Raw genomic sequence first — 12913 nt, 5'->3', positions numbered from 1 at the left:
CAAGATTAACCCCAAACATGTACAAGATTGAGGTGAAATATGTACAAGATTGGGCTAACTCTTGCCGTTGTTTTGGTTAGTTTTTTCTGTTGTTTTGGTTAGTTCTCCATGAACAAAGGATAAGTGTACTGGGGCAACACATAATCAGATTTGCCGTACTCCCAACGTGGCAGGTGAACCAGAGGCCTTGCTTGGGCAACCCCATAATCAGATTTGCCGGGTACAGTTACCGTAACAGAGGAGTGGTGTGTTGTTATCATATCCATCAATCGGCATGTCCCACCGAAAAATACACCACAACAGACAACAGCGTGCTGCATTTATACAGGTCAACTGTCTGGTTGAAACAATTCAAAGCACCGCAATAGGCAGTCGTATGCTGTTTTTATCCGCTTTTATTGTCGGGAACCATCCAATTAAGACCCTTTTTTGCGATATTGCCGGATCTATTATTTCCTCTGCACCATTATTGTGGTGATGTAATGGTCTGAATATCAAGATTGTATATAATAGCCTGGTGTACATGGTGCACTAAAAACAAGCCTTTTGTGTTTCCAGAAAATCATATTTGAAAATAAGTATTTTAGAAGAATTTTCATTTTTCATTTTCTGAAACTGTAAAACACCCTTTTTTAGTGCCACCTGTGCCACCCATGTATTAAATAAAAAGGTATAAAGCAATGCATTTGGGTAAATCTTGTATAGAACAATTTTATTAGTTAATATAATTGTTTACATTTGCTTTGTCACACAAATGGTTGAAATCTATATCTTGTATACATGAAAAAAATAATCAAAATGTTGTTTCATAACCTAATTGGGAATATAAGAGCAATCTCTTTTTTAATATTCATACTTTATCCGATTTGGGCTAATTCCCAAAATGAAAAATTTGACTCTTTCTTAAATAAATTCGCCTCCGATTCAGTTTTCCAAGTAAGCAGAATTTCTTTCCCGTTGCAATATGTCTCTTGGGACTGGGATAATGATAAGGAGGTAGTAACAGAAATAAAGAAAGAAAAATATAAATATGACATTTTATATTTTTCACTTGAAGAATGTACAGATGTATTTACTATTTTTTATGACAACTTTGATTGTAAATTTAGAGAAACCGACGAAATGGTCTTTCGATGGAAAGGATTTACTTCTGTGGATAGGAGATACTATTTTAAAAGGCTTAACGGAATATGGATTCTAATTAAAATTGTTGATTATGATCCTATTAATAACGATAGAAAAAATTGCTTAAGCAAAACCGATTGGGATGGTGTTGGTGCGACAAATAGATAATGGTGAGGTAATTGAAAGAGGTACGACGATATGTATTAATAATAAGTTCATTAAATCAAACAATGATATTTATAAAATTGATTTAGAAAATGAATCATATACTTATTATAAGAAGACATGGTATCAACAAGACCGGCAAGGGTGTTTTTATAAAATGTAGCTAGAATTATTGACGTCTACGGATGTAATTATATAAGCTTTAAAAAATGGAAGTTGCTACCTTAATGTTTCCTGTCTAAGAATAGGATAAATGAGGTTAGTAAGAGAAAGCTAATGGAATGAACAAAATAATGATATTATGATGCAGAAATTATTAAATAAAGCGATTGATGAAAAATCATTAATTGGTATTAGAACGAATAAATTAGATTGGGGACAAACAATAATTGGGTATATTGTTGAACTTAATGAATCAGATTTTACAATTAATGAAATTGATGAATATGGAATGCTTATTGGAAATACTGTCATTCAAATGATTGATGTGCTTCATCTTGAATATAATGATAGATATCAAAAACGCTTACAATTTACATTTGAAAATAGTGGCACATTTAATCCTAATAGTTGTGTAACTATATGGAAAGAAGGAAATGAGTTGATGCCTCATTTGAATATGTTGAAAGAGACTGATAAGTTATGTACATTCTTTCTAAATGAAGATGATTATGTGATTGGATTTTTACAAGATATTACAGAAGACCAAATATTAATTAGGAACGTAGGGGAGGAAGGTGATGACGATGGTGTATCGTGTTATTATCTTGAAAATTTTATCGGGATAAGAATTGATAGTCTTGCTGAACAGAAAATAAATCTATTATACAAGAATAAATCTATTTTTTATTAGTAGTCAACTCTTCTCTAGGAACATCATGATTAAATATTTATTTAATAAGAAAAATATGAAAGTTTATGAAATGTATAAATATAATAATAACGATTCTTCTTGTTGCTATACTTTTTTTATCATATTATAAATCAATAAAATCAGGTTTAACTACTGACAATTCTATGACTTTAAAAGTCAACACATCTATAAAACTACGAGATGATATACGCTCAATTATCGAAGAATGTATAAATAAATATTCTCAATATGATAGCTTTGTTTTATCTCGAAGCCCAAGAAAACTAGTAGCAGATGATTCAGATGAGTTATTGAATAATGATTTTCTGATTGGACCGGCATTTGAGCATTTTGATCATGATAAGACTCCATTATTGTTTTTTGAATTTAAAGGAAAAATAATATTTATAAAATGCGGTCTCGAAGAATTATATGTTACATCTCATCATCAAGATTCAATCTATCAAAAAAAAATTGTAAAAAGAGGGGTTGATAGTATTGTGGATTATAAAGGTTGGGTTCAAAAAAATGGCTCGATACTTTATATTTATAGGTCGATTTATTTTAAAATATGTGAAGATAGTAGCATATATAAAAATTATCGACCAGATACATTGTTTTTGCCCAAACACAGTTATTCAACAATAAAATTTGATCCAAATATTAAATAAAATGCATATGCTGTAATCGGTAACTTTGTTTCAGAGATAAGTTGAAGATATAAAATCAAAAATATGTTTTGTAACTCCCAAAATAGAGTTAATCAATGAATGTAAAAGAAATTGTTATAATATTTACAGCCCTTTTCGGGTCTCTTATTTGCAACGCTCAATCTGTTTTAACTAATGGACTTGTTGTCCAAAAAAGAAAATCATTTTATGGCGTTGACAACAGTAAAAATAGTAATGTTTGTAGCATTAGTTATAAGCTGTATAATGAAAGTGATGATGTAATCTGGCTTTGGATTGAAAAAGATGATCTTGCAGGATTGTCAGATTCCATAAAAGCAAAAAGCTACTTCTATAAAAGAAAAGGCGATTTTAGTTTGTATGATTTAGCATTGGATGGTAATGTAGCAAGTTTTTCGCAGTCGATATTTAGTGTATTTGTGAAATGTGTTGAACCCAAAGAGCATTTTACAATACAGATAATTTCCAATAAAGATATTTCGGAAACTTATCAGCAAAAGGTCTTCCAATTCTTGGATAGACATATAGTTGCTATTTCCGAAAAGAGTTTATCCCGATATGTTTATGATATTAAATCTATGGACGAAAGAATTTTTTTCAAAGAAGAATTTATTTCTTTATTCTTGGATTCGTTGTTCTAATTGCATCGGGTAAAGTAATAACTTATTATGTATTACTTAGTATTTTGGAAAATCTTACATAAACTCTAAAAAATAAGAGTTGCTACCTGACTGTTTCCTATCTCAGAATGGGATAAATGAGGTTAGCAAGAGAAAGCTCAGAGAAGGAACTAAAATAATAATATTATGATGCAGAAGTTGTTAAATAAAGCGGTTGATGAAAAGTCATTAATTGGTATAAGGACGAATAAATTAGATTGGGGACAAACAATAATTGGGTATATTGTTGAACTTAATAAATCAGATTTTACAATTAATGAAATTGATGAATATGGAATGCTTATTGGAAATACTGTTATTCAAATAACTGATGTGCTTCATCTTGAATATGATGATAGATATTAAAAAAGATTACAATTTACATATGAAAATAGTGGAACATTTAATCCTAATAGTTGTGTAACTATATGGAAAGAAGGAAAAGAGTTGATGCCTCATTTGAATATGTTGAAAGAAACTGATAAGTTATGTACATTCTTTCTAAATGAAGATGATTATGTGATTGGATTTTTACAAGATATTACAGAAGACCAAATATTAATTAGAAATATTGGGGAGGAAGGTGATGACGATGGTGTATCATGCTATTACCTTGAAAATTTTATCGGGATAAGAATTGATAGTCTTGCTGAACAGAAAATAAATCTATTATACAAGAATGAATCTATTTTTTATTAGTAGCTAACTTTTATTCAGGAACATTCTTGTTAAATATTTATCTAACAAAAGAAATATGATAGTTTTGGAATGTATAAATTATCGACAACTTCTTTTTTTATGATTTATGACCTTATTCATTAGGATCTTACTATTTATAATTATAAAAAAGTAAAATACAAGAAAATGCAAATTGGCAATACAATGATTATTAATAAGATGAAACTAGTTTATTTTATATTTTTACTGTGTTTTTTTATTATGAATAGTTCAGCGCAGACGTATAATGCTGGTGTTGTTGAAGAAAGTGCTGTAAAATATTTTTGTGATAATGTCTTAAAAAAGGAAGCGCGAATTAATCAACTTAAAATACAGTTTAATGGAGCTACTAATGGAAAACCAAGCAATGTTTACGATGTGGCTAATTGCTTGGAAGATATTAATTTGCTTAAAGACAGCATTCCGAATAAAGAATACTTGGATAGCTTAGAACGAAAATATTTTCAAATAAAGAGTAACGTTATTAAAATTAGTAGTAAATGTGAGCGCTTTAGTAAGCGTTCACTTTTTAAACGAAATTATTATAGACTATATCTTTACAATGCAATAGAATATAATGAGATTTATTGTGTTGAGTTCTTTTTGGCCAATAAGAATTATAACACTTTTACAATCATAGTCTTCTTAGATAAAAAATTTGTTCCTATGAGTTATTGCATAAAGGCTATAACATATTAAAGTCTAATTTAAGTACTAATGCAGATCAAAGATTCTCTTATTTCTAATCCCTTGAAAATGTTTAAAGGTTTTTATCAAATAACTATACCCACTGAATTACTCATAAATTGTTGTAATTAGATTTTGTAAATTAGAGACATCTTTTGTTGGAGTGAAATACATTATCCCAGTTACTTGGATAAATGAATGAAATAAAAACGCAAACCGGAGAAATCAATGATTCCTCCGGTTCGCTCTAATATCTTTTCCTGAAGCAGGATTAGTTTTTGTGCTCTTTCAGCTTTTCGAAGATAAGTCCTTCCAGCTCTTCTGCCAATTCGGGGTTGTCGTTAACGCATTGTTTAGAGGCGTCTCTTCCTTGTCCCAGTTTGGTGTCATTGTAGCTGTACCATGAACCGCTCTTCTTGATAACACCCAGTTCGGCACCCAGGTCGATGATTTCTCCCGCACGAGAGATTCCTTCGCCAAACATAATGTCGAATTCCGCTTTACGGAAAGGAGGTGCCACTTTGTTTTTCACCACTTTTACGCGAGTCTGGTTACCGATAACTTCATCTCCGTCTTTCAGTTGGCTGACGCGACGGATGTCAAGACGTACGGAAGCATAGAACTTCAGTGCGTTACCACCGGTAGTGGTTTCGGGATTACCAAACATAACGCCAATCTTTTCGCGTAACTGGTTAATGAAAATGCAAGTAGTTTTGGTTTTACTTATTGTACCAGTCAGTTTACGCAATGCCTGAGACATCAAACGAGCCTGAAGTCCCACCTTGTTATCGCCCATATCGCCTTCAATTTCAGCTTTCGGAGTCAGTGCGGCAACAGAGTCGATTACCACAATGTCAACAGCTGAAGAGCGAATGAGTTGTTCTGCAATTTCCAGTGCTTGCTCTCCGTTGTCGGGCTGTGATATCCAAAGATTGTCTGTGTCTACTCCCAGTTTTGCTGCATAAAAACGATCGAATGCATGTTCCGCATCAACAATGGCGGCAATACCGCCAGCCTTTTGTGCCTGTGCTATCGCATGGATGGCAAGTGTTGTTTTACCGGAAGATTCAGGTCCGTATATCTCAATTACTCTTCCCCGTGGATAACCACCAACTCCTAATGCTGCATTTAATGCAATAGAACCGGTAGGGATTACTTCTACTTCCTGCACATTGTCATCGCCGAGTTTCATGATAGAACCTTTGCCGTAGCTTTTTTCTATCTTATCCATGGCAGCCTGTAGGGCCTTTAATTTTTCGCTTGATGCCATATTTGTTTGAAAATTTAATTCATCGCTGTCTTTCTTTGCCATAAATTAGTAGTTTGTAACTTGTTTATAATATTTGTTGAGCGTGTTCTTTGGTGCTTACCTCTTTAGGGGTAATGATGCGTTCGATAACGCCCTCCTCGTTGAGGATAAAGGTGGTGCGAAGGGTACCCATGTATGACCGTCCATACATTTTCTTTTCTGCCCATACGCCAAATTGCTCAACCAATTTTTTCTCTGTGTCTGCAATCAGTGTGAAAGGAAGTGCATGTTTTTCGATGAACTTCTGATGCGATTTCTCATCATCTACGCTGACTCCGATAACTTCGTATCCGGCTTTCCGCAAATCATCATAGCTGTCGCGGAGGCTGCAGGCCTGAGCGGTGCATCCTGAAGTATTATCCTTGGGATAAAAGTACAGTACCACTTTCTTACCTTTATAACTACTGAGGAAGATGTCTTCTCCTTTTTCATTTTTGCCCAATAATTCAGGGGCTTTGTCTCCTACATTCATAATACTTTTGTTTTTAGTTCATATTTATAAAGATAGAAATTGTTAAGAGTGGTAGTGGGAGAGTGCCGCAGTACGCGAGCACTCTCTTGGTCCATGCTTTATTTTTTAGAGTTCCAAGTCGCCATCGAACACCTCTACCCAAGGCAAGCCTTGCTTATTGAGTTGTTCCATGAACGGATCCGGATTGAATTCTTCAACATTGAACACACCCGGACGTTTCCATTCTCCTTTGAGGAACATCATGGCACCAATCATGGCAGGCACACCGGTGGTGTAGCTTACACCCTGAGCGCCTGTTTCCTTGTAGGCTGCTTCGTGGCTGCAGTTGTTGTATACGTAGTAAGTACGTTCTTTGCCATCCTTGATACCACGGATACGGCATCCGATGGATGTTTCGCCAGTGTAGTTCTCGCCCAGATCTCCTGGGTTAGGAAGAACAGCCTTGAGGAACTGAATAGGAACAATCTTCTGTCCGTTGTAATCGATTTCATCAATACGAGCCATACCGATGTTCTGGATTACACGAAGGTGTGTAAGGTATTCTTGTCCAAAGGTCATCCAGAAACGGGCACGTTTCAGAGTTGGATAGTTCTTTACCAGTGACTCCAGTTCTTCGTGATAAATTACGTATGATTCTTTAGGACCGATATTTGGATAATTCAACGGCTTATGGATTTCGTGCGGTTCAGTAACCACCCATTCTCCGTTTTCGAAATATTTTCCTTTCTGGGTAACCTCACGGATATTGATTTCCGGATTGAAGTTAGTTGCAAATGCTTTGTGGTGATCGCCAGCGTTGCAGTCTACGATGTCCAGATAGTGCATTTCGTCGAAATGATGTTTTGCTGCATAAGCAGTATAAATACCACTTACTCCCGGGTCGAAACCACATCCAAGAATAGCTGTCAGTCCGGCTTCCTTGAACTTTTCCTGATAAGCCCATTGCCAGCTGTATTCAAAGTGAGCTTCATCCTTTGGCTCATAATTGGCTGTGTCGAGGTAGTTGACTCCCGCCTTCAGACATGCATCCATGATTGTGAGGTCCTGATAAGGAAGAGCCACATTGATCACGATTTCCGGTTTGAAGTCGTTGAATAAAGCAACCAACTCATCCACATTGTCGGCGTCTACCTGAGCCGTTTTAATTCTATCTCCACCAATTGCTTTTGCGATCGCATCACATTTTGATTTGGTACGGCTGGCCAACATGATATCTGTGAAAACATCGGCATTCTGTGCCACTTTGTGTGCAACAACGGTTCCAACACCGCCGGCACCAATAATTAGAACTCTACCCATTTAAGTGTAATTTAATTGTTTTAATATTGATAACTTGAGCAAAGATAAATAAATAATTGAAGCGGGGGAAATAATTCTGTAATAAATATCCCCCTTTATTGACAAAGTTTTAACGTGTGTGTTGATGAAATTTATTTGCCCATTCCGCCGTTTCTGGCAATAATCCAGATAATGATAGGGGCGCCGAAAAGGGCTGTCACCGAGTTGATGGGTAGGGTGCCCTGACTGCCCGGCATCTGTGAAACAAGATCGCAGATAAGCATAATTACGCTTCCGCAAAGTATGGAGGCGGGAATAATTGTTTTGTGATTGGAAGAATGAAAAATACCCCGGGAAATATGAGGTATGGTTACGCCAATAAATGCGATAGGTCCTGTAAATGCGGTAGATGTTCCTGCCAGCAAGGCGGTTGCCAGAATAATCCATAGTCGGGTATGGAGAACGGAAACTCCAAGTCCGGCGGCATACTTTTCGCCGAGCAAAAGCACATTGAGTTTTTTCTGAAGGATAAAAGCCATTACTGTGCCGATGAGCACGATGGGGGCCATAATCGCCATGTAATTCCAGCTGACAGCTGATAGGCTGCCGAAAGTCCATGAGATAAAGAGTTTTAAAGTATCCGGATTGCTTGTGCTTTGAAGAATACTTACAATAGCTCCGGCGAAGTTACCAAACATCATTCCGATTATAAGCAAAGAGACTGTTTGCGGTACTTTGACTGATACGATAACGATAAGCAATAGTACTCCGACGGCTCCAAGTACGGCTGCCAATACCTGTCCCCATCCGGCGATGAGTAGCCAGGGAAGGGTAGTGGTGCCCAGTGTTAGCAGCGCAACACCCAGACTGGCTCCGGAGGTAACTCCCAGTACGTCGGGCCCGGCAAGCGGATTGCGGAACAGGGTCTGCATTAGCACACCGGCCACAGAGAGGGCGGTTCCGGTAAGAATTGCAGTAAGGGCCTTGGGCAGGCGGTGGTTCAGTATGATTTCACGGTAAATATTGTCGTTCCCGTGTCCGGTGAGGGTAGCCCATACGTCGGCTAATGACAGATTTACACTGCCAAAGGCGATGTCGCATCCAAATGCGATAATGAACAAGAGTATAAGCAGTATAAATCGTGTTCTCATTTCAGTTTTTGCATATAGGTGAACTCGTATCCGGGCAACAGTTCCGGATGAAGAGCTTTTATCATATCACTCAGAACAAGATAGGGGCGGGCAACAGCGCTTTCCCAGTAGTCGTTCCCTCCGGTGGCATTCATTCGTTTGTTGTAATTATATACATTTCCTTTTTTGAAAGCATCGAACAGCTTATATTTTACGTCTGTTTTGCTCAGTTCGTCCAACGAACCAGCCTGAACGCCTACCCAGATATCGGCTTTGCTGAAGTTAATCAGTGCTGGTTCAATGTTGGTGGAGATGCTTCCGCTGGTGGTGTCATTCTCATAAAAATATGATCCACCGGCATCACGGAACATTCTGGCAGTAAAGCTTCTTCCGGCTGGCATTGTCCATGTGCCGCGGAAATCCTGTCCTGACATCAGGGTAGGACGATTTTTGGCTTTCTGCGCCAATGATGATACTTCTTTGTATCTTTTTTCCACATCATTGAACAGACTGTCTGCCAGAGCTGATTTGTCGAAAAAGGCTCCTACAAACTTTATCCATTCGGCACGTGCCAGTAACGACTGCTCTTGCCATTCGATGTTGTAGATGACCGGTATTCCGCATTGAACCAGTTTCTTTGAATTTTCGTCTTCCGCATTGTAGGCTGGTGTCATAACTGCCTGCGGACGGAGTATCAACAGGTTTTCGATATCCAGATTGAATGAATCTCCCAGGTCTTTGATTTTTCCTATTCTCACTCTTTTCAGGATTTCTGGGTTGTATATCCAGGCGGCACTGCATACACCGGTTACTTTGTCGAGTTCTCCCAGCATCTGTAGAAACTCAAAGTAGGTTGCCGAGTTGGCAGCCAATGTTTTTAGGGGAACCTCTATCTTTTTCCCATCTTCGGGTACTGTTGTTCCGGCATCTTTCACCAGGTAGTAGCGTGCATATATTTCCCCTTTTTTCCACGGATTGAATACGGTTACACAGGTATAGTCCTTTTGTTGGCTAATGGAAAAGCCTTGGGCATATTTCAGTTTTTGTTCTTTCCCGTTTTTCATACTGTTTGCCGGTTGCTTTTGTGTGCAGCTGGTAAACAGAGTAGTTATTGTCAGTAATATATAAAATAGATATTTCATTTTTTTGTTGTTAATCATTGCAAAGGTACATAATTTGCTGTAAGTAAGTATCAGTTGAAAGGGCTTTTCTTTGGTGACGCTTAATTGGTTTTATCCAAATGGTAATGCCATTGTTTGGGCTGAATTGTTTTATCATGTAATAAGGCTCTTCTGTCATTTAAAATGAGTTTCTGACAGAACGGCAGAAAAACTGTCATAAACTATCCTAAAAAAGAAAACTTTGCTGTCATCCACAAAAACTTTTCCGTTCGATATTGTTTTTGGCACAAGGTTTGTTTATTAATTGGCGTACGGTTGCTCCGCCCCGTAATGAGTAGATCAGAGAGCGACCGGCAATAAACAGAATAATAAATTAGAAAATAAATAATAATCATGGGAAAAATTATTGGAATCGACTTAGGAACTACAAACTCTTGTGTTTCTGTATTTGAAGGCAACGAGCCTGTAGTAATTGCAAACAGCGAGGGTAAACGTACAACTCCTTCTATTGTGGCATTTGTTGATGGTGGCGAACGTAAAGTGGGTGATCCTGCAAAACGTCAGGCAATTACTAATGCACAACGTACAGTGTTCTCTATCAAACGTTTCATGGGTGAAACTTGGGATCAGGTACAGAAAGAGGTTGCACGTGTTCCTTTTAATGTAGTAAGAGGTGACAACAATACGCCGCGAGTAGATATCGACGGACGTCTTTATACTCCACAGGAAATTTCTGCAATGATTCTTCAGAAAATGAAGAAGACTGCTGAAGATTATCTGGGACAAGAGGTAACTGAAGCGGTAATTACTGTACCTGCATACTTCAGCGATTCTCAACGTCAGGCTACTAAAGAAGCCGGACAGATTGCCGGTCTGGAAGTGAAACGTATCGTGAACGAACCAACAGCGGCAGCTTTGGCATACGGTCTTGACAAGGCTCACAAAGACATGAAGATTGCCGTATTCGACTTAGGTGGTGGTACATTCGATATTTCTATCCTTGAGTTTGGTGGCGGTGTATTCGAAGTTCTTTCTACCAACGGTGATACTCACCTGGGTGGTGATGACTTTGACCAGAAGATTATCGACTGGTTGGCTGAAGAGTTTAAGAATGAAGAAGGAATTGATTTGCGTCAGGACCCAATGGCTTTGCAACGTTTGAAGGAAGCTGCTGAAAAGGCGAAGATTGAACTTTCTTCTACAACTACTACCGAAATCAACTTGCCATACATTATGCCGGTAGGTGGTATACCTAAGCACCTTGTTAAGACTTTGACCCGTGCTAAGTTTGAATCATTGTGCCACGATTTAATCCAGGCTTGTGTTGAACCTTGCCGTAAAGCAATGAGCGATGCCGGATTAAGCAATGCAGATATTGATGAAGTAATCTTGGTTGGTGGTTCAACCCGTATTCCTGCTGTACAGGATGTTGTAGAGAAATTCTTCGGTAAGGCTCCTTCTAAAGGTGTAAACCCAGACGAAGTGGTAGCTGTAGGTGCTGCTGTTCAGGGTGCGGTATTGACTGACGAAATTAAAGGTGTGGTTCTGCTCGACGTAACTCCATTGTCAATGGGTATTGAAACATTGGGTGGTGTGATGACTAAACTGATTGATGCCAACACAACTATTCCTTGCAAGAAGAGTGAAGTATTCTCGACTGCAGCAGATAACCAAAGCGAAGTGACAATTCACGTGTTACAGGGTGAACGTCCAATGGCAAGCCAGAACAAATCAATCGGTCAGTTCAACCTGGCTGGTATTGCTCCTGCCCGTCGTGGTATTCCTCAGATTGAAGTTTCTTTCGATATCGATGCTAACGGCATTCTGAAAGTAACAGCTAAAGATAAGGCTACCGGTAAGGAACAGGCTATCCGTATCGAAGCTTCAAGTGGTTTGAGCAAAGACGAAATTGAACGTATGAAAGCTGAAGCTGAAGCAAATGCGGAAGCTGACAAGAATGAACGCGAAAGAATCGACAAGCTGAACCAAGCTGACAGCATGATTTTCCAAACTGAAAAACAACTGGAAGAGCTGGGCGATAAACTTCCTGCTGATAAGAAAGCTCCGATTGAAGCTGCTCTTGCTAAGCTGAAGGAAGCTCACAAGGCTCAGGATATTGCAGGCATTGATGCTGCAACTGCCGAACTGAACAAGGTATTCCAAGCTGCAAGCGAACAGATGTATGCTCAGGGTGCCGGTCAGGCTGGTCCTGATATGGGGGCTGGTGCTGGTGCTCAAGGTGGAAGTTCAGACAAGGGGCAAGACGACAACGTTCAGGATGCTGACTTTGAAGAAGTGAAGTAAAAGCTGTTAACAACGATAGCGAATGATTATAAAATCGCAGTAAGACAATGTTTTACTGCGATTTTTTTTATGTTGTATATTTAACATCGTATTAATATTTCGATGTAAAATGATTAATTGATTATATAAATAATTACATTTGCTATACAAGCAATCGAGGCATGAATATTTGCTATAGAAAGACATGATGAGCAAGGGACTAAATATATTAATATTGGGATTTCAGGTAGCTTTGACTTTTATTGCTACTTTTTGTATTTATATGGTTTTTGCACTGTTTGACAACGATCTTGGCTTTGATGGGTTGTTTGGACTTTTCTTATTCAACCACTAATTGCGATTGTTATCTCATGCATGACAATCCTTATTTGCTTACTTTTAGGACTTCCGATTCGTATAAACAA

The 12913-nt window shown here is 37.9% G+C and carries 14 protein-coding genes; 8 read left to right on the top strand and 6 right to left on the bottom strand.

The window, feature by feature from the left end; all coding sequences use genetic code 11:
• Positions 1–98: 98 nt before the first annotated feature.
• Positions 99–260 carry a hypothetical protein gene (locus ABWU87_RS07245; RefSeq protein ID WP_353334318.1) on the bottom strand — a complete coding sequence of 54 codons (162 nt, stop codon included), beginning with the start codon at positions 258–260 and terminating at the stop codon, positions 99–101.
• A gap of 520 nt (positions 261–780) precedes the next feature.
• Here ABWU87_RS07245 and ABWU87_RS07240 point away from each other — a divergent pair.
• The 7 genes from ABWU87_RS07240 to ABWU87_RS07210 all read left to right on the top strand — a co-directional run bounded on the left by ABWU87_RS07240 (position 781) and on the right by ABWU87_RS07210 (position 4907).
• Entirely contained in the window at positions 781–1293 is a 513-nt protein-coding gene (locus ABWU87_RS07240; RefSeq protein ID WP_353334317.1) for a DUF4348 domain-containing protein, read from the top strand.
• Positions 1294–1591: 298 nt separating this feature from the next.
• Entirely contained in the window at positions 1592–2143 is a 552-nt protein-coding gene (locus ABWU87_RS07235) for a hypothetical protein (protein WP_353334316.1), read from the top strand.
• Positions 2144–2208: 65 nt separating this feature from the next.
• Entirely contained in the window at positions 2209–2814 is a 606-nt protein-coding gene (locus ABWU87_RS07230; RefSeq protein WP_353334315.1) for a hypothetical protein, read from the top strand.
• A 95-nt stretch (positions 2815–2909) separates the two neighbouring features.
• Positions 2910–3473: a hypothetical protein gene (locus tag ABWU87_RS07225; RefSeq protein WP_353334314.1), complete on the top strand. Its 564-nt coding sequence runs from the start codon at positions 2910–2912 to the stop codon at positions 3471–3473.
• Positions 3474–3638: 165 nt separating this feature from the next.
• Positions 3639–3857, top strand: a complete 219-nt coding sequence (locus ABWU87_RS07220; protein WP_353334313.1) for a hypothetical protein — start codon at positions 3639–3641, stop codon at positions 3855–3857.
• A 99-nt stretch (positions 3858–3956) separates the two neighbouring features.
• Positions 3957–4190 (top strand): hypothetical protein, encoded by a 234-nt coding sequence (locus ABWU87_RS07215; protein WP_353334312.1) that lies wholly within the window; start codon positions 3957–3959, stop codon positions 4188–4190.
• A 183-nt stretch (positions 4191–4373) separates the two neighbouring features.
• A complete protein-coding gene (locus ABWU87_RS07210; protein ID WP_353334311.1) occupies positions 4374–4907 on the top strand; it encodes a hypothetical protein in 534 nt (177 codons plus the stop codon).
• Between the two features lie 259 nt (positions 4908–5166).
• On the opposite strand, the gene recA is transcribed toward ABWU87_RS07210, so the two are convergent.
• The 5 genes from recA to ABWU87_RS07185 all read right to left on the bottom strand — a co-directional run bounded on the left by recA (position 5167) and on the right by ABWU87_RS07185 (position 10226).
• Positions 5167–6207, bottom strand: a complete 1041-nt coding sequence (gene recA, locus ABWU87_RS07205; RefSeq protein WP_353334310.1) for a recombinase RecA — start codon at positions 6205–6207, stop codon at positions 5167–5169.
• Positions 6208–6229: 22 nt separating this feature from the next.
• Positions 6230–6676: a thioredoxin-dependent thiol peroxidase gene (gene bcp, locus ABWU87_RS07200; protein WP_353334309.1), complete on the bottom strand. Its 447-nt coding sequence runs from the start codon at positions 6674–6676 to the stop codon at positions 6230–6232.
• A gap of 105 nt (positions 6677–6781) precedes the next feature.
• Positions 6782–7975: a saccharopine dehydrogenase family protein gene (locus ABWU87_RS07195; protein WP_353334308.1), complete on the bottom strand. Its 1194-nt coding sequence runs from the start codon at positions 7973–7975 to the stop codon at positions 6782–6784.
• A gap of 131 nt (positions 7976–8106) precedes the next feature.
• Positions 8107–9105: a FecCD family ABC transporter permease gene (locus tag ABWU87_RS07190; RefSeq protein ID WP_353334307.1), complete on the bottom strand. Its 999-nt coding sequence runs from the start codon at positions 9103–9105 to the stop codon at positions 8107–8109.
• Positions 9102–10226: an ABC transporter substrate-binding protein gene (locus ABWU87_RS07185; protein ID WP_353334306.1), complete on the bottom strand. Its 1125-nt coding sequence runs from the start codon at positions 10224–10226 to the stop codon at positions 9102–9104. Before ABWU87_RS07185 ends, ABWU87_RS07190 begins: the two co-directional genes overlap by 4 nt.
• 372 nt (positions 10227–10598) lie before the next feature.
• Here ABWU87_RS07185 and dnaK point away from each other — a divergent pair, with 372 nt between their 5' ends.
• Positions 10599–12509: a molecular chaperone DnaK gene (dnaK, locus tag ABWU87_RS07180; RefSeq protein WP_353334305.1), complete on the top strand. Its 1911-nt coding sequence runs from the start codon at positions 10599–10601 to the stop codon at positions 12507–12509.
• The last annotated feature ends 404 nt before the right edge of the window (positions 12510–12913 follow it).

Origin of the sequence: Bacteroides sedimenti, from assembly GCF_040365225.1 — a bacterium.
Lineage (GTDB): Bacteria > Bacteroidota > Bacteroidia > Bacteroidales > Bacteroidaceae > Bacteroides > Bacteroides sedimenti.
The sequence above is the reverse complement of the archived record's forward strand: the minus strand, read 5'-3'. Positions and strand labels throughout refer to the sequence as shown.

Bases quoted from the DNA above. Each gene is read 5' to 3' on its own strand.
- ABWU87_RS07230 (WP_353334315.1), top strand. From the start codon at position 2,209: ATGAAATGTATAAATATAATAATAACGATTCTTCTTGTTGCTATACTT.
- ABWU87_RS07185 (WP_353334306.1), bottom strand. From the start codon at position 10,226: ATGAAATATCTATTTTATATATTACTGACAATAACTACTCTGTTTACC.
- ABWU87_RS07240 (WP_353334317.1), top strand. From the start codon at position 781: ATGAAAAAAATAATCAAAATGTTGTTTCATAACCTAATTGGGAATATA.
- ABWU87_RS07225 (WP_353334314.1), top strand. From the start codon at position 2,910: ATGAATGTAAAAGAAATTGTTATAATATTTACAGCCCTTTTCGGGTCT.
- ABWU87_RS07190 (WP_353334307.1), bottom strand. From the start codon at position 9,105: ATGAGAACACGATTTATACTGCTTATACTCTTGTTCATTATCGCATTT.
- recA (WP_353334310.1), bottom strand. From the start codon at position 6,207: ATGGCAAAGAAAGACAGCGATGAATTAAATTTTCAAACAAATATGGCA.
- bcp (WP_353334309.1), bottom strand. From the start codon at position 6,676: ATGAATGTAGGAGACAAAGCCCCTGAATTATTGGGCAAAAATGAAAAA.
- ABWU87_RS07235 (WP_353334316.1), top strand. From the start codon at position 1,592: ATGATGCAGAAATTATTAAATAAAGCGATTGATGAAAAATCATTAATT.
- ABWU87_RS07210 (WP_353334311.1), top strand. From the start codon at position 4,374: ATGATTATTAATAAGATGAAACTAGTTTATTTTATATTTTTACTGTGT.
- ABWU87_RS07245 (WP_353334318.1), bottom strand. From the start codon at position 260: ATGATAACAACACACCACTCCTCTGTTACGGTAACTGTACCCGGCAAA.
- dnaK (WP_353334305.1), top strand. From the start codon at position 10,599: ATGGGAAAAATTATTGGAATCGACTTAGGAACTACAAACTCTTGTGTT.
- ABWU87_RS07220 (WP_353334313.1), top strand. From the start codon at position 3,639: ATGATGCAGAAGTTGTTAAATAAAGCGGTTGATGAAAAGTCATTAATT.
- ABWU87_RS07215 (WP_353334312.1), top strand. From the start codon at position 3,957: ATGTTGAAAGAAACTGATAAGTTATGTACATTCTTTCTAAATGAAGAT.
- ABWU87_RS07195 (WP_353334308.1), bottom strand. From the start codon at position 7,975: ATGGGTAGAGTTCTAATTATTGGTGCCGGCGGTGTTGGAACCGTTGTT.